General features: G+C 66.2%; 22 protein-coding genes. 9 read left to right on the forward strand and 13 right to left on the reverse strand.

Annotated elements, in window-relative coordinates; all coding sequences use genetic code 11:
* Window positions 1-15 precede the first annotated feature (15 nt).
* Complete coding sequence (gene cysE / locus WAZ62_RS13385) at window positions 16-873, forward strand: serine O-acetyltransferase (RefSeq protein ID WP_422644037.1); 858 nt, start codon at window positions 16-18, stop codon at window positions 871-873.
* A gap of 46 nt (window positions 874-919) precedes the next feature.
* On the opposite strand, the gene WAZ62_RS13390 is transcribed toward cysE, so the two are convergent.
* From WAZ62_RS13390 to WAZ62_RS13405, 4 genes are all read right to left on the reverse strand, one after another.
* The gene (locus WAZ62_RS13390) at window positions 920-1,681 is read right to left on the reverse strand and encodes an amino acid ABC transporter ATP-binding protein (protein ID WP_422644038.1); all 762 of its coding nucleotides are present in this window, start codon (window positions 1,679-1,681) and stop codon (window positions 920-922) included.
* Between the two features lie 16 nt (window positions 1,682-1,697).
* Window positions 1,698-2,816, reverse strand: coding sequence for an amino acid ABC transporter permease (locus WAZ62_RS13395; protein WP_422644039.1), 1,119 nt, complete (start codon window positions 2,814-2,816; stop codon window positions 1,698-1,700).
* Between the two features lie 14 nt (window positions 2,817-2,830).
* Entirely contained in the window at window positions 2,831-4,021 is a 1,191-nt protein-coding gene (locus WAZ62_RS13400) for an amino acid ABC transporter permease (RefSeq protein WP_422644040.1), read from the reverse strand.
* A 103-nt stretch (window positions 4,022-4,124) separates the two neighbouring features.
* Window positions 4,125-5,144: an amino acid ABC transporter substrate-binding protein gene (locus WAZ62_RS13405; protein ID WP_422644041.1), complete on the reverse strand. Its 1,020-nt coding sequence runs from the start codon at window positions 5,142-5,144 to the stop codon at window positions 4,125-4,127.
* A gap of 227 nt (window positions 5,145-5,371) precedes the next feature.
* Between WAZ62_RS13405 and metC the strand changes: the two genes are divergently transcribed.
* Entirely contained in the window at window positions 5,372-6,562 is a 1,191-nt protein-coding gene (gene metC / locus WAZ62_RS13410) for a cystathionine beta-lyase (protein ID WP_422644042.1), read from the forward strand.
* A gap of 4 nt (window positions 6,563-6,566) precedes the next feature.
* Here metC and WAZ62_RS13415 read toward each other — a convergent pair whose 3' ends face one another.
* From WAZ62_RS13415 to WAZ62_RS13430, 4 genes are all read right to left on the reverse strand, one after another.
* Complete coding sequence (locus tag WAZ62_RS13415) at window positions 6,567-7,394, reverse strand: SDR family NAD(P)-dependent oxidoreductase (protein WP_422644043.1); 828 nt, start codon at window positions 7,392-7,394, stop codon at window positions 6,567-6,569.
* A 124-nt stretch (window positions 7,395-7,518) separates the two neighbouring features.
* Window positions 7,519-7,734, reverse strand: coding sequence for a type II toxin-antitoxin system RelE/ParE family toxin (locus tag WAZ62_RS13420; RefSeq protein WP_422644044.1), 216 nt, complete (start codon window positions 7,732-7,734; stop codon window positions 7,519-7,521).
* Between the two features lie 5 nt (window positions 7,735-7,739).
* Window positions 7,740-8,027 carry a CopG family ribbon-helix-helix protein gene (locus WAZ62_RS13425; RefSeq protein ID WP_422644045.1) on the reverse strand — a complete coding sequence of 96 codons (288 nt, stop codon included), beginning with the start codon at window positions 8,025-8,027 and terminating at the stop codon, window positions 7,740-7,742.
* A gap of 66 nt (window positions 8,028-8,093) precedes the next feature.
* Window positions 8,094-8,561 carry a Fur family transcriptional regulator gene (locus WAZ62_RS13430; protein WP_422644046.1) on the reverse strand — a complete coding sequence of 156 codons (468 nt, stop codon included), beginning with the start codon at window positions 8,559-8,561 and terminating at the stop codon, window positions 8,094-8,096.
* A 72-nt stretch (window positions 8,562-8,633) separates the two neighbouring features.
* Here WAZ62_RS13430 and hisI point away from each other — a divergent pair, with 72 nt between their 5' ends.
* On the forward strand, window positions 8,634-9,029 hold the full coding sequence (gene hisI, locus WAZ62_RS13435) for a phosphoribosyl-AMP cyclohydrolase (protein WP_422644047.1): 396 nt from the start codon (window positions 8,634-8,636) through the stop codon (window positions 9,027-9,029).
* Between the two features lie 78 nt (window positions 9,030-9,107).
* Window positions 9,108-9,644, forward strand: a complete 537-nt coding sequence (locus WAZ62_RS13440; protein ID WP_422644048.1) for a glutathione peroxidase — start codon at window positions 9,108-9,110, stop codon at window positions 9,642-9,644.
* A gap of 117 nt (window positions 9,645-9,761) precedes the next feature.
* Here the strand turns inward: WAZ62_RS13440 and WAZ62_RS13445 are convergent, their stop codons facing one another.
* From WAZ62_RS13445 to WAZ62_RS13465, 5 genes are read right to left on the reverse strand one after another with little or no spacing between them, the layout of a single operon-like run.
* Window positions 9,762-10,853, reverse strand: coding sequence for a WD40 repeat domain-containing protein (locus WAZ62_RS13445; protein WP_422644049.1), 1,092 nt, complete (start codon window positions 10,851-10,853; stop codon window positions 9,762-9,764).
* Window positions 10,843-11,805, reverse strand: coding sequence for a CobW family GTP-binding protein (locus WAZ62_RS13450; RefSeq protein ID WP_422644050.1), 963 nt, complete (start codon window positions 11,803-11,805; stop codon window positions 10,843-10,845). The genes WAZ62_RS13445 and WAZ62_RS13450 overlap by 11 nt, the downstream gene beginning before the upstream one ends.
* A 17-nt stretch (window positions 11,806-11,822) precedes the next feature.
* Window positions 11,823-12,740, reverse strand: coding sequence for a metal ABC transporter substrate-binding protein (locus WAZ62_RS13455; protein WP_422644051.1), 918 nt, complete (start codon window positions 12,738-12,740; stop codon window positions 11,823-11,825).
* A 5-nt stretch (window positions 12,741-12,745) separates the two neighbouring features.
* Entirely contained in the window at window positions 12,746-13,621 is an 876-nt protein-coding gene (locus WAZ62_RS13460) for a metal ABC transporter permease (RefSeq protein ID WP_422644058.1), read from the reverse strand.
* Window positions 13,621-14,382 (reverse strand): metal ABC transporter ATP-binding protein, encoded by a 762-nt coding sequence (locus WAZ62_RS13465; protein ID WP_422644052.1) that lies wholly within the window; start codon window positions 14,380-14,382, stop codon window positions 13,621-13,623. The genes WAZ62_RS13460 and WAZ62_RS13465 overlap by 1 nt, the downstream gene beginning before the upstream one ends.
* 359 nt (window positions 14,383-14,741) lie before the next feature.
* On the opposite strand from WAZ62_RS13465, the gene WAZ62_RS13470 reads away from it, so the two are divergent.
* The 5 genes from WAZ62_RS13470 to WAZ62_RS13490 form a co-directional block, all read left to right on the forward strand.
* Window positions 14,742-15,236: a Tat pathway signal sequence domain protein gene (locus WAZ62_RS13470; protein WP_422644053.1), complete on the forward strand. Its 495-nt coding sequence runs from the start codon at window positions 14,742-14,744 to the stop codon at window positions 15,234-15,236.
* A 156-nt stretch (window positions 15,237-15,392) separates the two neighbouring features.
* The gene (locus tag WAZ62_RS13475) at window positions 15,393-15,689 is read left to right on the forward strand and encodes a DUF2849 domain-containing protein (protein WP_422644054.1); all 297 of its coding nucleotides are present in this window, start codon (window positions 15,393-15,395) and stop codon (window positions 15,687-15,689) included.
* 14 nt (window positions 15,690-15,703) lie between these two features.
* A complete protein-coding gene (locus WAZ62_RS13480) occupies window positions 15,704-17,359 on the forward strand; it encodes a nitrite/sulfite reductase (protein ID WP_422644055.1) in 1,656 nt (551 codons plus the stop codon).
* On the forward strand, window positions 17,346-17,834 hold the full coding sequence (locus WAZ62_RS13485; RefSeq protein WP_422644056.1) for a DUF934 domain-containing protein: 489 nt from the start codon (window positions 17,346-17,348) through the stop codon (window positions 17,832-17,834). The genes WAZ62_RS13480 and WAZ62_RS13485 overlap by 14 nt, the downstream gene beginning before the upstream one ends.
* 117 nt (window positions 17,835-17,951) lie before the next feature.
* A partial coding sequence (locus WAZ62_RS13490; protein WP_422644057.1) for a hypothetical protein occupies window positions 17,952-18,273 on the forward strand: 322 nt, incomplete at its 3' end.

Raw genomic sequence — 18,273 nt, forward strand, 5'->3', positions numbered from 1 at the left:
ATCGGGAGGCTGAACATGCCCGTCGAGCCGTTGCAGAGTTCACTTGTCCATGCCGCCGCGCCGCCCAGGGTGGCGCGCGGTCCGGGGGCGCCGGCGGATGTCTGGCAGTCCCTGACCGAACATGCCGCCCGCATCGCCGCGACCGAACCCCTGCTGACCGCCCTCGTCCGCCACTGGATCCTGGGCAAGGCCGATTTCCCGGCGGCGCTCGGCGCCATGCTGGCGGACAAGGCGGCCTGCGAAATGACCCCGCGCGACACGGTCGCCGATCTCGTCGCCGAGGCGGTGCTGGCCGATCCCGAGATCGCGACGGCGGCCGAGGCCGATCTCGCCGCCATCCTGGAGCGCGATCCGGCGGTGAAGGGGCCGGCCCATCCCTTCCTGTTCTTCAAGGGCTTCCAGGCCCTGCAGATGCACCGCATCGCCCATCATCTGTGGAACGAGGGGCGCCATGACGCCGCCCTGTTCTTCCAGAGCCGGGGTTCGGAAGTCTTCGCCGTCGACATTCATCCGGCGGCGCCGGTCGGTCGCGGCGTCATGCTCGATCACGGCACCGGCCTCGTCGTCGGCGAGACCGCGTCGATCGGCAACAATGTCTCGATCCTGCAGAAGGTAACCCTGGGCGGCACCGGCAAGGAATCCGGCGACCGTCACCCCAAGGTGCGCGACGGCGTGCTGCTGTCGGCCGGGGCCATCGTGCTTGGCAATATCGAAATCGGCCGCAACGCCAAGGTCGGCGCCGGCAGCGTCGTCCTCGAGGATGTGCCGCCCTGCGCCACGGTGGCCGGCGTGCCGGCCCGCATCGTCGGCTGGTGCAAGGAAGGCGCCCCCGCTCTGTCGATGAACCACGGCCTGCCCGAAGGCCACGGCTGACGGCTCGGCTTCGCCCCCCGGCCCTCGGCCAGGGGGCGGAACCTCGTCAGTGCAGGATCTGTGACAGGAAGAGTTTCGTCCGGTCGCTCTTCGGGTTCGAGAAGAATTCGTTCGGCTCGTTCTGCTCGACGATCTCGCCCCGGTCCATGAAGATCACCCGGTTGGCGACCTGGCGCGCGAAACCCATTTCGTGGGTGACGCAGAGCATGGTCATGCCCTCCTCCGCCAGCGAGACCATGGTGTCGAGCACTTCCTTGACCATTTCCGGGTCGAGCGCCGAGGTCGGCTCGTCGAACAGCATGATCTTGGGGCTCATGCACAGGGAACGGGCGATGGCGACGCGCTGTTGCTGTCCGCCCGAAAGCTGGCCGGGGAACTTGTTGGCCTGTTCGGGAATGCGCACGCGCTTCAGGTATTTCATCGCGATCTCCTCCGCGTCCTTCTTGGGCATTCCCCGGACGTAGATCGGCGCGAGCGTGCAGTTCTGCAGCACGGTCAGATGCGGGAACAGGTTGAAGTGCTGGAACACCATGCCGACCTCGCGGCGGATCTCGTCGATCCGCTTGAGGTCCGAGGTCAATTCGATGCCATCGACGACGATCCTGCCCTTCTGGTGTTCCTCCAGCCGGTTGATGCAGCGGATCATCGTCGACTTGCCCGAGCCCGAAGGCCCGCAGATCACGATGCGCTCGCCCTTGTAGACGGACAGGTTCACGTTCCGCAGGACATGGAACTCGCCATACCACTTGTTCACGTCGGAAAGTTCGACGGCGAGTTTGTCCGAAATGGCGGGGGTTGCCGTGGTCATTTTGGGATGCACTCCGTCACTTGCGGTGGCTGGTATCAAGGCGCTTCTCGATGCGGAGCGAGACGCGCGACATGGCGAAGCAGAAGACCCAGAACATGAGGGCTGCGAAGACATAGCCCTCCTGTTCGAAGCCGATCCAGTTGGCGTCCTTCGTGGAGACGCGGATGATTTCGAGGACATCGAACAGGCCGACGATGTAGACGAGGGTCGTATCCTTGAACAGCGAGATGAAGCTGTTGACGATCGAGGGGATCACCAGCTTCAGCGCCTGGGGCAGGATGATCAGGATCATCATCTTCCAGTAGCCAAGGCCGAGCGCCGCCGCCCCCTCGTACTGGCCCTTCGGCACCGCCTGCAACCCGCCACGCACCACTTCCGCCATGTAGGCGGCGGTGAACAGGGTGACGCCGACGAGGGCGCGCAGCAGCTTGTTGAAGCTGACCCCCTCGGGCAGGAACAGCGGCAGCATAACGGACGCCATGAACAGCACCGAGATGAGCGGCACGCCGCGCACCACCTCGATGAAGACGACGCAGGCCGAGCGGACGATCGGCATGTTCGAGCGCCGCCCGAGCGCCAGCAGGATGCCGATCGGGAAGGAGGCGACGATGCCGGTGACCGAAACCACCAGGGTCACGGTGAGACCGCCCCATTTCGCCGTCTCGACCTCGGTCAGACCGAAGTAACCGCCGGCGAGCAGGAAGAAGGCGATGACCGGATAGGCGGTCAGCAGGAACAGCACCAGCCAGCGCTTGCCCGCGAAGTGGAAGGCCGTGCCGATCAGCCCGCCGAGGCCGATCACGAAAGTGAGGATGGGCCGCCACTGTTCGCCTTCGGGATAGAAGCCGAACAGGATCTGGTTGAAGCGCATCTTGATGAAGGTCCAGCACGCGCCATCGGGCGAGGCTTCGCACAAGGCGCGGTCGGTGCCCGAGATCGTCGCGTTGACCACGGCCCAGTTCACCAGCGGCGGCAGGGTGAGATAGAGCAGGTAGAGCGAGAAGATCGTCAGCAGCGAGTTGAACCAGCCGTTGAACAGATTGGCGCGCATCCAGCCGACGACGCCCACCATGTTGGCCGGCGGCGGTTGCGGCGGCGTCGGGGTGAAGACATAGCCTTGAGATTGATCGGTCATGACGTCCCCTCCCTTCAGCGTTCGACCAACGCCTTGCGGGCGTTGTACCAGTTCATGAAGAGGGAAATGATCAGGCTGAAGGTGAGATAGACCGCCATGGTGAGGGCGATCACCTCGATCGCCTGGCCGGTCTGGTTCAGCACCGTGCCGGCGACGACGGCGACCAGTTCGGGGTAACCGACGGCGGCGCCGAGCGAGGAGTTCTTCAGCAGGTTCAGATACTGGCTGGTCATCGGTGGAATCATCACGCGCAAGGCCTGCGGAATGACGACGAGACGCAAGGTCAGCCCCTGGCGCAGGCCCAGCGCATGGGCCGCCTCGCTCTGTCCCTTCGAGACCGCCATGACACCCGAGCGCACGACTTCCGCGATGAAGGACGCGGTATAGAGCGAAAGGGCGAAGAGGACGGCCATGAATTCAGGGATCAGCACGAGCCCGCCCTGGAAGTTGAAGCCCTTGATCTGCGGAAGTTCGAACGTGAAGGGCACCCCGGTCGCCAGCGCGGCCAGCACCGGCAGGCCGACGATCAGCGCGAGGCCCACCCAGAAGGAATGAAACGGCTTGCCCGTCGCCATCAGGCGCCTGCGCGCCCAGATCGAGACCCCGACCGCGCCGGCGATGCCGAGCAGCAGGGCGACCGGAATGGTCCAGAAGCCGGGCTCGGTCAGCGGCACCGGCATATAGAGGCCGCGCTGGTTGAGATAGACCCCCTCGAAGGGCGAAAGCGACTGCTTCGGCCCCGGCAGGGTGCGCAGCACGGCGAAATACCAGAAGAAGATCTGCAGCAGCAGCGGGATATTGCGCAGCGTCTCGACATAGACCGTGGCGAGACGGGAGACGATCCAGTTGTTGGACAGGCGCGCGATGCCGACGACGAAGCCGATGATCGTCGCCAGCACGATACCGATCGCCGAGATCAGCATGGTGTTCAGCAGGGCGACGAGGAAAGCCTCGCCATAGGTCGCCGATTGGCCGTAGGGCACCAGGGCCTGGATGATGTCGAAGCCGGCCGGCTGGCCGAGGAAGCCGAACCCCGAGGCGATGTTGCGGCTGGCCAGATTCTGCGTCGTGTTATGGAACAGATACCAGCCGACGAAAACCACCGCCACCAGAAGCACGATCTGGAACGCGATCGAGCGGAAGGCGGGATCGTAGAGCAGTGACGTTCGCGGGGCCCCGCCCGCGCCTGCGCCGTCTTTCGCCATGTCTTTCCCCTGCTTGCCCGAAACCCGGGCCCCCTGACGCGAAACGGCGCATCGCAAGCTGTCTTGCGATGCGCCGCGACTCCCTCAAGTCACACGCTGCCGATCAACGGAACGGCGGGGCGTATTGCAGGCCGCCCTTGTTCCACAGCGCGTTGATGCCACGGTCGATCTTCAGCGGCGAACCGGCGCCGACGTTGCGGTCGAACATCTCGCCATAATTGCCGATCTGCTTGACGATCTTGTAGGCCCAGTCGTTCGGCAGGCCCATCGGGGTGCCGAATTCGCCTTCGGCGCCGAGCAGGCGCTTCACTTCCGGGTTGGCAGACGACGCCTTCTGTTCATCGACATTGGCGGCGGTGACGCCATATTCCTCGGCCGCGACCAGGGCGAAGAGCGACCACTTCACGACGCTGAACCACTGGCTGTCGCCCTGGCGGACGACGGGGCCGAGAGGCTCCTTCGAGATGATCTCGGGCAGCACCATGTGATCGTCCGGCTTCGCCAGCGCGATACGGGTGGCGTAGAGACCCGAGGCATCGGTGGTATAGGCGTCGCAGCGGCCGGAATCATAGGCGGCGACCGCTTCCGAGTTGGAGCCCAGCGCGACCACCGTGTACTTCAGCCCGTTCGACTTGAAATAGTCGGAAAGGTTCAGCTCGGTCGTGGTGCCCGTTTCGGTGCAGACCGAGGCGCCGTCGAGTTCCTTGGCGCTTTTGACGCCCAGCGACTTGCGCACCATGAAACCCTGGCCGTCGTAATAGGTGACGCCGGCAAAGGAAAGACCCTGAGCCGTATCGCGGTTCAGGGTCCAGGTGGTGTTGCGCGAGAGCAGATCGACTTCGCCGGACTGCAGGGCGGTAAAGCGCTCCTTGGCGGTCAGCGGGGTAAACTTCACCTTGGTGGCATCGCCGAAGACGGCGGCGGCCACGGCCTTGCACACGTCGACGTCGATACCCGAATAATTGCCCTTGTCATCCGGTGCGGAGAAGCCGGCGAGGCCCGCACTGACACCGCACTGGACGAAACCCTTCTTCTTCACGTCGTCGAGCGTACCGGCCTGCGCTGCGGTCACCGTACCGAGCGCGAGCAGCGCGCCGATCGTGAACTGGCTCAGCTTGTTCATGTCAGAAAGCCCCCTTTGGCTGTTGCGGGCCGTCGATCTTGTCACGATGCAATTCGGCCCCAACACACGCTAACAACCTTTCCAGCGCCTTGCCAAGCCGCAAAGGTCAATATTTGTGCGCCGCAAACAAAGGTTTCCCGCCATCGCCTCATCTTTGTGCGATCGGACCGTGGCGACAGGCGCGGGGACATGCGCTATCAATCGGATCCGTCCAAGAGGAGCCCGCCTTGAGCCGCCAGCACCGCCCCGACACCGAGATCGTCCACGCCGGCCGTCACCCGGAAGACCAGAAGGGCGCGGTCAATCCGCCGGTCTATCATGCTTCTACCATCCTGTTCCCGACCCTCGACGCGCTGGAAGCCGCGCAGAAGCCCTCGGCCGATCCGCATCGCGTGACCTACGGCCGGCGCGGCACGCCGACCAGTTTCGTGCTGTCGGACGCCGTCGCCGCGCTCGAGGGCGGCGCGGGCTGCGTGCTCACCCCGTCCGGCCTGTCGGCGGTCTCGATCACCTTGCTGGCCCTGCTGAAGACCGGCGATCACCTGTTGATAGTCGATAGCTGCTATGGCCCCAGCCGGAATTTCTGCAACGGCGTGCTGCGCAAGCTCGGCATCGAGACGACCTATTACGATCCCCTGATCGGCGCCGGCATCGCCGGCCTGATCCGGCCGAACACCGCCGTCATCTTCATGGAAAGCCCGGGGTCCCTCACCTTCGAGGTGCAGGACGTGCCGGCCATCGTCGCGGCCGCGAAGGCGTCGGATCACCGCATCTGGACCGTGATCGACAATACCTGGGCCTCGCCCCATTTCTTCAAGCCGATAAGGCTCGGCGTCGATGTCTCGGTGCAGGCGGCGACGAAATATATCGTCGGCCATTCCGATGTTCTCATCGGCACGATCAGCGCCAATGCCGAGGCCTTGCCCTTGATCGTCAAGGCCCATGGCGACATGGGGATCTGGACCGGGCCGGACGACATGTATCTGACCCAGCGGGGCCTGCGCACCCTCTCGGTCCGCCTCGCCCGCCATCAGGAGACGGGCCTTGCCCTCGCCCGCTGGCTGCAGGCGCGGCCCGAGGTCGCCCGCGCGCTGCACCCGGGCCTGGCCGACGATCCGGGCCATGCGCTCTGGAAGCGGGATTTCTCCGGGGCGAGCGGGTTGTTCGGCGCCTTGCTCCACCCCGTCTCCCGCGCGAAGCTCGCCGCCTTCCTCGACGGGCTCGAATTCTTCGGCATGGGCTGGTCCTGGGGCGGCTTCGAGAGCCTTTGCGTGCCCCAGCATCCCGAAAGCCTGCGCAGCGCCACCCGCTGGCAGGCGGACGGTCCCCTGCTCCGCTTCCATGCCGGCCTCGAGGACATCGACGACCTGATCGAGGACCTCGCCGCCGGCTTCGCCCGCATGGCGGCGGCGGACTGAAGCCTCAGACCGCGTCCGACCAGGGCGCGGGCCAGGTCTTGCCGAACAATTCGGCATCGGCATTGTCGCAGGCGCGGTTGAAGGCGAGTTCCGAGCCGCCATCGACCGCGATGCTCTGCCCGGTCAGCCAGTCGGCCCCGGCCAGGAAACGGATCGCCTCGGCCACCGCCGCCGGATCGCCCGGCCCGCCCAGCGGGATCAGTTCCTTGGCCCGCTCGCGCATGATGGTCTCGCCGAACATGGAGGTGACGCCCGCCGCGCGGGTCATGCCGGGGCGGACCGCGTTCACCCGGATCTTCAGCCGCGCGCATTCCTTGGCCGCCACGGTGACCAGGGATTCCAGCCCGCCCTTGGCCGCGCAATAAGGCCCGAGGAAGGTCGACGGCACCTCGCCGCAGACGGACGAAACAAACACCACCCCGCCCCCTTCGGCCATGCGCGGCACGCCCTCGCGAAGCGCAATGAAGGCCGTGGTCAGATTGCGGTCGATCACCGCCCGGAAACTGTCGACATCATGCATGACCAGCGGCCGATGCCCCATGCTGCCGCCCACCGTGGCGATGACGAAATCGAGCCGGCCCTGCAGGCCATGCGCGACCTCGACCGCCCGCGCGACATCGCCGGGCACCAGCGCATCCCCGGCCGAAACGGCGATCACCGCCCCCGGACAGGTCTCCAGCAACCGCGCCCGCGCCGCCGCCAGCTCCGCCTCCCGCCGCGCCATCAGGACGACGGCGGCGCCATCCCGCAACAACCGCCCCGCCGTCGCCGCCCCGATACCGCCACTGCCCCCGGTCACAAGGGCCGTCCGCCCCGCCAGCGATGTGCTCAAAACCTGCTTCCCCCGGACGTATCGGCCCGAGGGGGAGAGTGCCGGGCGCGGGCAGGCGGGGCATACTCCGGCTGGACTAGGGGGAGATCGGGGAGACCGTGAAGATCATGGCGTCCCCGCGATTCTAGCGGCGCTCCGCGATCCTATGGACTTCGTTGCGCTCGCGTTTGCCGACAGCGACGACGAGAACCAGCAACGCTCGATCCTCGACCTGATAGACAAGACGGGCGGCCCGCTCCCCCAGCAACTCATCGAGCGCCAGGGCGGCGACGGGATTGTCGGCCTCGATATGGTCGTAGATGGTTTCGCGGTCCTGGATCGCTTCTGGCGTCCAACGCAATTCCATCATTCGGGGGTGGCAAGCCGGCGGCGCGTGGCGGCGCGGCGGGCGGCGAATCCGGCCTCGACCTCGGCGGCGGGCACCAGCTGGCCCGCGTTCGCGGAATCCAGGCCGGCCTGCACCTGGCGCCGAAACCGGGCGTCATGCTCGGCCGCTTCCTGCTGTTTTTGCACGAAATCGCGCATGAAATCGCGCAGAAGCTGGGCCCCGGTGCGATCGCGGGCCTTGGCGGCCGTGGCGAATTCCTGCTTCAGGTCCGCATCGACCCGGAAGGTGAAGGTTGCCTCGCTCATGTCGTCGCCCTCATGTGTTACAAAGTGAGTACAGGGTAACACCGCGCGAAAGGCACGGAAACCGCCTTACCCCCGCCCCCGGCACGCCGCGCATACGCCCGTCAGCTCGACCGAGACCGATTGCACGGTGAAGCCTTGGGCGGCGGCGCGGTCGATCAGGCCGGTTACGGCGGCGGGGTCGCCGAGTTCGGCGACTTCCTGGCAGCGGGTGCAGATCATGAACTGGCCGGCATGGGCGACCTGGGGGTGGCTGCAGCCGACGAAGGCGTTGAGCGAGGCGATGCGGTGGACGAGGCCCTGTTCGATCAGGAAATCGAGGGCGCGGTAGACGGTCTGGGGCGCCACCGGCTTGCCGCCGCTCTCCCCCAGGCGGGCGACGAGGTCATAGGCGCCGACCGGGCGGTGGCTGCCCAGCACCAGTTCGAAGACCTGGCGGCGCAGCTCGGTCAGGCGGGCGCCGCGGTCGGCGCAGATCGCCTCGGCCCGGGTCAGGGCTTCGGCGACGCAATGGTCGTGATCATGGTCGTGCATCATCGCCTGCCACTATACCTGCTCCGCCCCGGGATGCTACAAGTCGGTGTGATATTGTAACAGCGGAGAGTGTCGATGCCCACGGATGCCGCGATCGAGGCCCTGTTGTCGGCGGTGAAATTCGACGGCAACGGCCTTGTTCCCGCCATCGCCCAGGCGCGCGAGGGCGGCGAGGTCCTGATGATGGCCTGGATGAACCGGGAATCCCTGATCGAAACCGTGAAGAGCGGGCGGGTAACCTATTGGTCGCGCTCGCGCCAGTCGCTCTGGCGCAAGGGCGATACCTCGGGCCATGTCCAGGTGCTGCACGAACTGCGCGTCGATTGCGACGGCGACACGCTGCTCGCCATCGTCGACCAGACCGGCGCCGCCTGCCACACCGGCGCCCGCACCTGCTTCTATCGCAAACTCGGCGAGACGGCGCTGGACGAGGCGGCAACCTTCCAGCCCTGCGGCCACGACCACGGATAGCCAGCGGGCGGGACGGCGCGGCTTGGCCCCGCGGGTCCGATGCCTCACCATGGGCGAAAGTCCAGCGGAGTTGCCCCGATGAAAGCCCTCGCCCTTGCCTTCGCCCTTTGTCTCGGCGCCATGCCGGCCCTGGCCGAAAGCGCCTATGACTTCACTTTCGAGAAGCTGGAAGGCGGCCCCCTGCCCCTCGCCGCCTACAAGGGCAAAGTGCTGGTCGTGGTCAATACCGCGTCCTTCTGCGGCTTCACCGACCAGTACAAGGGCATGGTGAACCTATGGGATGCCTATAAGGACAAGGGCGTCGTCGTCATCGGCGTGCCCTCCGACGATTTCGATCAGGAGCCGGGCTCCAACACCGAGATCAAGGAATTCTGCGAGCTGACCTATGGCGTCGACTTCCCCATGGCGGGCAAGACCCATGTGATCGGCAAGGACGCCCATCCCTTCTACAAATGGGCGGCGACGAGCTTTGGCGCGGACCATGTGCCGAGCTGGAATTTCCACAAATATCTGATCGGGCAGGACGGCCAGATCGTCGATACCTATTCCGCCATCACCAGCCCCACGGGGCTGTCGGGCGCGATCGACAAGCTGCTGGCGGCGCCGAAGTCGTAGGAGAGTGGCGCCCCCACCTCACCCCGGCCCTCTCCCCCCTGAAGGGCGGAGAGGGAGAAATGGCCCCCTCTCCGCCCGCTTGCGGGGGGAGAGGACGGGGGGTGAGGTGGGCAAACCCTATTTCCGTTTTTTCTGCTCTTTCGCCGCGACCTTGAGGTCTTCGAGGTCGACGACGAAAAATTCGCCGTCCTCGGTCGTCATCAGCAGGCGGCCGCCGTCGGCGGTCCAGGCGAGGCCGGTGGGCAGGCCGCCGCCGACCTCCTTCATGAGGACCTGACCCTCGACCGCGAAACGGCCCATCTCGATCCGTCCGTCCTCGAAGGCGGCGGCGACCACGGGCAGCTTGGGGTGGGCGGCGACATGGGTCGCGAGGAATTCCTCGGCGCCGCCGAACTGATGCGGCGGGCGGCCCATCGGGCCCTTGCCGATGAAGTCCCAGGCGGTCACCAGCGGGCTGCCGGAACAGGCCAGCCAACGCTCGTCCGCCGACCAGGAAAAGCTCTTCACCTTGGCGGCATAGCCGGACATGCGCATGTCGACCTCGTCTTCGACGCGCCAGCCGTGCAATTCCTTGTCCTGGGTGCCGGTGACGACGAAGCGGCCGTCCGGGCTCCAGGTCACGGAGACATGGCTACCCTTCCACGGCAGGAGCTTCGGCGTGCCGGTCAGGCCCCCGGCGTACCAGAGCGAGACGCCGCCGTAATGGGCGACGGCGATGCGCTTGCCCTTGGGATTGAAGGCAACGCCGGTCACAGCCGAGGCAACCGGCGCGGTCGACCCCAGCGCCTTGCCGGCGGCATCGAAGACGCGGGCGGTCTTGCCGACGCCGAGCGCGATCAGCCCCGAAGCGGGCGAGGCGGCGACGGCATGAACCCAGTCCTTGCCCGGGGCCTGCAACTCGGTCAGCGCGCCGTCGGCGGCGATCAGGACGGCCCTTCCGTCGTCCCCGCCCGAGACGAAACCACCCTTCGGCCCGGCGCAGAGCGCGAGGGAGACGCCGTCATGCCCCTCAAGTGCCACGAATTCGGCCGGGGCATCGAGGCCGCCGACGGCGATGCGGCCATCGTCGAAGGCGAAGCCGATACGGTCCCGCCCGTCGATGGCGAGGGCGATGATGCCGGCTTCCTGCGGATAGCAATCGACACGGCTCGGCGGCAGGCGGTCGGCGTAAACGTCTTCCGGCTGGAAATCAGGGAATTCAGGCGGCACGGCAAGCCTCGAATCCGGCCTTCAGCGCCGCCACGTCGAGATTGCGACCGATGAAGACGATGCGGCTGATACGCGGATCGTCCGGCGCCCAGGGCCGGCGGTAATCGCCGTCGAGCAGCATGTGCACGCCCTGGAAGACGAACTGATCGTCCTGGTTCGCGAAGGACAGGATGCCCTTGGAGCGCAGGATGTCCTGCCCCTTGGTCTGCAGGATATGGGAGATCCAGCGGTTGAACTTGTTCTCGTCGAGGGGATCGATCTGCGTGAAGGAGACCGAGGTGATGTCCTCGTTGTGGCTGTGGACATGACCGCCTTCGAGGAAATCGGGCTCGATCGCCAGGATGCGGTCGAGATCGAAGGCGCCCCGGTCGAGCACGCGGTCGAGGGGGACCTGGCTGTTGGTGGTGCGGTGGATTTCGGCGGCCTTGTTGATGCCGCGGATGATCCCCTCGATCCGGTCGAGGTCGGCGGGCGCGACGAGATCGGTCTTGTTCAGCAGGATGACGTCGGCGAAGGCGATCTGCTCGCGCGCTTCCTTGCTGTCCTTCAGGCGGGCCTCGATGTTCAGGGCATCGACCACGGTGACGACCGCGTCGAGCTTGGCCTTGGCCTGGACATCCTCGTCGACGAAGAAGGTCTGGGCGACGGGCGCGGGATCGGCGAGGCCCGTGGTCTCGATCAGGATGGCGTCGAACTTGCCCTTGCGGCGCATCAGGCCGGTGAGGATGCGAATGAGGTCCCCGCGCACGGTGCAGCAGATGCAGCCGTTGTTCATCTCGAAGACTTCCTCGTCGGTCTCGACGACGAGGTCGTTGTCGATGCCGATCTCGCCGAACTCGTTGACCACGACGGCATAGCGCTTGCCGTGCTGCTCGGTCAGGATCCGGTTGAGCAAGGTTGTCTTGCCGGCGCCCAGATAGCCGGTCAGGACGGTCACGGGGACCTGATTCATCTAACGCACTCCAGCGATTATGATCCCAAGGCGGCCGTCAGCATGGCCACATTGTGTTCGAACATCGCAATATAGGTAGAGGCGTCGCCAGATGCATCAGAGAGTGCGTCGGAATAAAGCGTGCCCCCGATATGCGCGCCGGTCTCCCTGGCGATCTGCTCGATCAGGCGGGGATCGGTCACGTTTTCGAGGAAGACAGCGGGGGCCTTGGTCTCCTTGATCTGGTTGATCAGCAGGGCGACACCCTTGGCCGAGGCCTCCGATTCGGTCGAGACACCCTGGGGCGCCAGAACCTCGAGGCCATAGGCGGCGGCGAAATAGCCGAAGGCGTCATGGCTGGTGATGATCTTGCGCCGCTCCGCCGGCAGGGCATTGATGGCGGCCTTCACCTTGGCGTCCAGCGCCCCGAGCCTGGCGCGGTAGGCGGCGGCGCGGGCGCGGTAGTCGTCGGCATTGGCGGGATCGGCGGCGATCAGGCCGGCGGCGATATTGTCGACATAGCGCAGCCCGTTCGACAGGTCCTGCCAGGCGTGCGGGTCGATATTGCCATGGCCGTGATCGTCGTGGCCGTCCTCGGCGTGGCCCTCTTCCTCTTCCGCCATTTCGCGGGGGGTGACACCGGCGCTGGCGACCACCACCTTGCCCTTGTAGGCGGCGGCTTCGGTCAGGCGCTCCATCCAGCCCTCGAAGCCGAGGCCGGAAATGATCACGAGATTGGCGCCTGCGACCGCCCTGGCGTCGCGCGGGCTGGGCTGGAAGACATGGGCGTCGCCATCGGGGCCGACCAGGGTCGTCAGGGCGATATGATCGCCGCCGACATTGGCCACCATGTCGCCGAGGATCGAGAAGGAAGCGACGACCTTCACCGGCTCGGCAAGCGCGGCGGTGGCGATGGTGGAAAGCCCGAGGGCGAGGAGGAACGGGCGCAGCAGCATGGGTCTCAAGCCTCCAGATGACGGCGCGGCATATAGCGCCAGATAACGCCGCCTTCCCGCCCGAGGACGATGGAAGCGACATAGGCGACACCGGCCGTGATCACGATGGCGGGGCCGGACGGCAGGTCCCGGTGATAGGAGACGAGCAGGCCGATCCAGCCCGACAGCATGGCGATGCCGATCGAGACCGCCGCCATCGACCAGACATCCCGCGCCCAGAAGCGGCTGGCCGCCGCCGGCAGCATCATCAGCCCGACCGCCATCAGGGTGCCGAGGGCCTGGAAGCCGGCCACCAGATTGACGACGACGAGGACGAGGAAGACGACATGGAAGATCGAGCCCGCGCCGCCGCCGACCGCCCGCAGGAAGCCGGGATCGAAACATTCGACGACCAGCGGCCGGTAGATGAGGGCCAGCACGGCGATGGAAAGGGAGGCGATGCCCGCGACCGTCAGCAGGGCGGCGTCATCGACCGCGAGGATCGTGCCGAACAGGACATGCAGAAGATCGACGTTGGAGCCCCTTGTCGAGACGATCAGCACACCGAGACTGAGCGAGATCAGGTAGAAGCCGGCGAAACTGGCATCTTCCCGCAGGATCGTGTTGCGGGTGACGAGGCCGGACAGAAGCGCGACGGAAATGCCGGCGACGAGACCGCCCAGCCCCATGGCCCAGATGTTGAGGCCGGCGATCAGGAAGCCGATGGCGGCGCCCGGCAGCACCGCATGGCTCATGGCATCGCCGATCAGGCTCATCCGCCGCAGCATCAGGAGAACGCCCACCGGGCCGCAGCCGAGCGCCAGGGCGAAACAGGCGACCAGTGCCCGCCGCATGAAGGCGAAATCGGCGAAAGGCTCGAACAGCAGGGACCAGAGCGCCATCATGCCCGCCGCTTCTCGGGCGCGCAGACGGCGGCGTCGTCCTGCCAGCGCTCGGACATGCGGCGCGCGGCGAGAAGATTGCCCGCGGTCAGGCAGTCCGGCGTCGGGCCGCAGGCGACGAGTTCCCGGGCCAGCAGCAGCGTGTCGGGGAAATACTGGCGCACCTGATCCATGTCGTGCAGGACGGCGATCACCGTCCGCTTCTCGCCATGCCAGCGGCCGACGAGATCCAGCAGGTCCTGGGTCGTCCTGGTGTCGATCGCGTTGAACGGCTCGTCCAGCAGGATGACGCCGGCGTCCTGCAACAACAGGCGGGCGAAGAGCACGCGCTGGAACTGGCCGGACGACAGGGAGCCGATCGGCCGCTGCTCGAAACCTTCCAGTCCGACAGCCGACAGCGCTTCGCCCACCTTGTCACGCAACGGACGGCCGATCGCCCGGAAGATGCCGACCCGCGCCCAATGACCTAGGGCGACCGTATCGGCGACGGTGATCGGAAAGCTGCGGTCGATGTCCGCCTGCTGAGGCAGATAGGCGATGTCCTGGCGGCGCAAGGCCCCCATGGAAATCCGGCCCTCGGCCGGGCGCAGCAGGCCGACGATGGATTTGATCAGGGTCGACTTGCCGGCGCCATTCGGCCCGACGACAGCGGTCAGCGATCCCGGCTCGAAGCGGCAGGACAGATGATGCACGGCGGGGTGACGGTCGTAGGCGACGGTCAGGTCCCGCACCTCGATGGCGGCAAGGCGAGGCCCGACCATCACAGCGCCCACAGCACGGCGCCCCACAGGAGCACGATCAGCCCGGCGACGATGGCAAGGCGGCTCCCGGCCCCAAGGCTCAGCATGGTCGGATGGATGGACGACATGGCGTATTCCGCCTCCCCAAATTCAGATACGTTATAACATAACATTCATGACGCAGGTCAAGGCCCCGCAGACCCAGTGGTGAACGGAAATGCCGATGCCCCCTCCCCCTGGACGGGGGGACATGGCTTTCCCTGGCGAAAAGGATATTTCGATCGCCCTATTTTCGCCGGACCGTTCTGGCGCCATGCTTGCGCCGAACCGGGGCATGGCGGCATCCTCCTGCCCGTTCGCTTCGTCATTGCGAGGACCGTATGAATTTCCCGACCGGATCGCTGGCCTGTGTCGCCCTTTGCCTGGCCTCCTTCGCCGCCGCCGCCCAGACCCCGGCTCCCGCCGCCGAGACCCCGGCGCCGGCCCCCACCACCCAACCCGCCGTGGCCGCCGCGCCCGCCGTGGCCGAGCCGATCACCGTCGAATTGAACAAGCTGGAGCCGCAGGCCGGCGCCTGCCGTGTCTATCTGGTGATCGCCAATCCCGGCGGCCCGGATATCACCGACCTGAAGCTGGACTTCATCCTGTTCAACCAGGACCAGGTGATCGAAAAGCGCGTCGCCGCCAGCCTCGCCCCCGTCGCATCGGGCAAGACCACGGTGAAGCTGTTCGACATCGACGGCCAGGACTGCGGTCGCATCGGCAGCGTGCTGATCAACGACGTCATGAGTTGCGGCAATACCGATGGCGCCATAGCGGATTGCGCCAAGCGCATCACGCCCAGCAGCCGGACCAGCGCCAAACTGTTCAAATAGACGAAAAATCAAGGCGTTGCGCCGAATTCGCGGCGCAACATTTATTCAACATAATTTATTTGATATTTATCTGGTTGTCCAACGCGGCCTTGACCTTCGCGTGGGCGCAGCGTATCACCGTGTCCTTACTACACGGACCCGGTGGATATGAAGGTTTTGACGGCGAACAGGCTGGACGATGGCGCGGTCGTCTATATCGGCAAGGCGGCCCCCTGGGTCGAGGACCTGGCATCGGCCCTCGTCGCGGTCGATGTCGGCGCGGAAGGCCAGCTGACGGAGACCGCCGCCACCGCCGTGAAGGCGCGCCTCGTCGTCGGCGCCTATCTGATGCCGGTCACGGTCGAGGATGGCCGGATCCTGCCCGCCAGCGTGCGCGAGCGGATCAGGGCCGCCGGCCCGTCCAACCGTCCCGACCTCGGCAAGCAGGCCCCTGCGCCTGCCCTGCCCCGCTGACGCAAGGCACGCCCATGTACCGTTATGACGAATTCGATCAGCAGGCCGTCGACGAGCGCGTCGCCCAGTTTCGCGGTCAGGTCGGGCGCCGCCTGAAGGGCGAGCTGACCGAAGACCAGTTCAAGCCGCTGCGCCTGATGAACGGCCTCTATCTCCAGCTCCATGCCTATATGCTGCGGGTCGCCATTCCCTATGGCACGCTGTCGCCCCGGCAGATGCGGATGCTGGCCCATGTCGCCCGCAAGTACGACAAGGGCTACGGCCATTTCACCACGCGGCAGAACATCCAGTACAACTGGCCCCGTCTGGTCGACACGCCCGATATCCTGGCCGATCTCGCCACGGTCGAGATGCATGGCATCCAGACCTCGGGCAACTGCATCCGCAATGTGACCTCCGATCCCTTCGCCGGCGTCGCCGCCGGTGAGGTGGAAGACCCCCGCCCCTGGTGCGAGATCATCCGCCAGTGGTCGAGTTTCCATCCGGAATTTTCCTATCTGCCGCGCAAGTTCAAGATCGCCGTCACCGGCAGCGAACATGACCGCGCGGCGATCAAGCTGCACGACATCGGTATCCGCGTCGTGCGTAACGCGGCGGGCGAGACCGGTTTCGAATTCTGGATCGGCGGCGGCATGGGCCGGACGCCGATCATCGCCAAGAAGATCAGGGATTTCGTGCCGAAGGCCGATCTCCTCGACTATGCGACGGCGTGCCTGCGCGTCTACAACGAGCTGGGCCGGCGCGACAATATCTACAAGGCGCGGATCAAGATCCTGGTCCATGAAATGGGCTTGGAGAAATATTCCGCCCTCGTCGACGAGGAATTCGCCCGCAGCCAGGGCACGGTGAAACTGCCGGACGCGGAAATCGCCCGCATCCAGGCCTATTTCGCCCCGCCCGCTTACGAGACGCTGCCCGCGACCTCGACCGCTTTCGAGGCGCGCAGGTTCGAGGACAAGGGCTTCCGCACCTTCGTGCGCACCAATGTCCACGCCCATAAGGTGCCGGGTTACGCCATCGTCTCGGTCTCGCTGAAGGCGCCGGGCGTCGCCCCGGGCGATGCCAGCGCCGACCAGATGGACGCGGTCGCCGATATCGCCGAGCGTTATTCGCTCGACGAATTGCGCGTCACCCACGAGCAGAACCTCGTCCTGCCCAATGTGAAGCTGGACGACCTTTATACCGTGTGGAAGCAGCTGTCGGCCGCCGGCCTCGGCAGCGCCAACATCGGCCTGATCTCGGACATCATCTGCTGCCCGGGCCTCGACTACTGCGATCTCGCCAATGCCCGTTCGATCCCGATCGCCGACGAGTTGCAGCAGCGTTTCGCCGATCTCGAGCGCCAATACGCGATCGGCAGCCTGAAGATCAAGATGTCGGGCTGCATCAACGCCTGCGGCCATCACCATGTCGGCCATATCGGCATTCTCGGCGTCGACAAGCACGGCAAGGAGCTCTACCAGCTCCAGCTCGGCGGCTCGGGCGCGGAGGATGCCTCGATCGGCCAGATCACCGGCGCCGGCTTCCCGCCGGAGCGGATCGTCGGCGCGGTCGAGACCGTGATCGAAACCTATCTGTCCCTGCGTCACGGCGATGCCGAAACCTTCCTCGACTGTTACCGTCGGGTCGGCCTCGCCCCGTTCAAGGCTGCGCTTTATGAAGCTCGTTAAGAACGCCTCCACTGTCGCCGACGACTGGACCCATGTCGCCGACGACGACGAACTGCCCGAGGGCAAGGCCGTCGTCGTCTCCCTCGACCGCTTCCGGGCGGATCGGGACAAGCTGGTCGGTCGCAACGCGCCGCTGGGCCTGCGCCTGAAATCGAACGAGGCGCCTTCGAGCGTCGCCGAGGATCTCGGCCGCATCGCCCTCGTCGCCCTGGAATTCCCGATCTTCCGTGACGGAAGGGGGTATTCCCATGCCGTCCAGCTACGCCAGCGTTTCGGCTTCGACGGCGAGATCCGGGCGGTGGGCGACGTGCTGTGGGACCAGATCCCGCATATGATCCGCTGCGGCATCGACGGTTTCGAGGTCGGTGACGACTTTCCCCTCGCCGCCTTCGAGGAGGCGCGGGCGGTCTTCACCCATCACTATCAGCCGGATGCGACGGGCAAGCCGACCATCATCGAGCTGCGTCATGGCTGACGACGGGGCCAGCCGGGGCCTTCATCCCTATCTCTGGGGCGGGGTCCTGGTCTTTCTTGGCCTTTTCGCCTTGTGGCTGCTGATTGCCTGACGAAAGGCGGTTATCCTGCCGCCACCATGTCGACTCTCCTCGTCCTCCTCGATATCGACGGCACGCTGATCCGCTCGACCGGCCATGACGACGCCGCCCTCGCCGCCGCCTGGGCGGAGTTGCATGGTCATGCCCTCGATACCGACTGGTCGCGCTACCGGACCTCGACCGATCGCGGCATCGCCCGCGAAATCCTCGGGCGGAAACTGGGGCGGCCCGTGACCGATAAAGACATCGACGCCGTCGAGCAGGCGGTATTGCGCCGCTACGCCCCCGCCCTTCGCCTCGAGCAGGTGCCGGGCGCGGCGCGTCTGGTCGCGACCCTGCGCGCCCTGCCCGGCGTCGGCG

It is taken from the genome of Zavarzinia sp. (assembly GCF_049306435.1).
Classification (GTDB): Bacteria; Pseudomonadota; Alphaproteobacteria; order Zavarziniales; family Zavarziniaceae; genus Zavarzinia.

Bases quoted from the DNA above. Each gene is read 5' to 3' on its own strand.
- WAZ62_RS13430 (WP_422644046.1), bottom strand. From the start codon at position 8,561: ATGATGCACGACCATGATCACGACCATTGCGTCGCCGAAGCCCTGACC.
- hisI (WP_422644047.1), top strand. From the start codon at position 8,634: ATGCCCACGGATGCCGCGATCGAGGCCCTGTTGTCGGCGGTGAAATTC.
- WAZ62_RS13465 (WP_422644052.1), bottom strand. From the start codon at position 14,382: ATGGTCGGGCCTCGCCTTGCCGCCATCGAGGTGCGGGACCTGACCGTC.
- WAZ62_RS13390 (WP_422644038.1), bottom strand. From the start codon at position 1,681: ATGACCACGGCAACCCCCGCCATTTCGGACAAACTCGCCGTCGAACTT.
- WAZ62_RS13440 (WP_422644048.1), top strand. From the start codon at position 9,108: ATGAAAGCCCTCGCCCTTGCCTTCGCCCTTTGTCTCGGCGCCATGCCG.
- WAZ62_RS13455 (WP_422644051.1), bottom strand. From the start codon at position 12,740: ATGCTGCTGCGCCCGTTCCTCCTCGCCCTCGGGCTTTCCACCATCGCC.
- WAZ62_RS13400 (WP_422644040.1), bottom strand. From the start codon at position 4,021: ATGGCGAAAGACGGCGCAGGCGCGGGCGGGGCCCCGCGAACGTCACTG.
- WAZ62_RS13460 (WP_422644058.1), bottom strand. From the start codon at position 13,621: ATGGCGCTCTGGTCCCTGCTGTTCGAGCCTTTCGCCGATTTCGCCTTC.
- cysE (WP_422644037.1), top strand. From the start codon at position 16: ATGCCCGTCGAGCCGTTGCAGAGTTCACTTGTCCATGCCGCCGCGCCG.
- WAZ62_RS13405 (WP_422644041.1), bottom strand. From the start codon at position 5,144: ATGAACAAGCTGAGCCAGTTCACGATCGGCGCGCTGCTCGCGCTCGGT.
- WAZ62_RS13450 (WP_422644050.1), bottom strand. From the start codon at position 11,805: ATGAATCAGGTCCCCGTGACCGTCCTGACCGGCTATCTGGGCGCCGGC.
- WAZ62_RS13485 (WP_422644056.1), top strand. From the start codon at position 17,346: ATGAAGCTCGTTAAGAACGCCTCCACTGTCGCCGACGACTGGACCCAT.
- WAZ62_RS13480 (WP_422644055.1), top strand. From the start codon at position 15,704: ATGTACCGTTATGACGAATTCGATCAGCAGGCCGTCGACGAGCGCGTC.
- WAZ62_RS13470 (WP_422644053.1), top strand. From the start codon at position 14,742: ATGAATTTCCCGACCGGATCGCTGGCCTGTGTCGCCCTTTGCCTGGCC.
- WAZ62_RS13425 (WP_422644045.1), bottom strand. From the start codon at position 8,027: ATGAGCGAGGCAACCTTCACCTTCCGGGTCGATGCGGACCTGAAGCAG.
- WAZ62_RS13395 (WP_422644039.1), bottom strand. From the start codon at position 2,816: ATGACCGATCAATCTCAAGGCTATGTCTTCACCCCGACGCCGCCGCAA.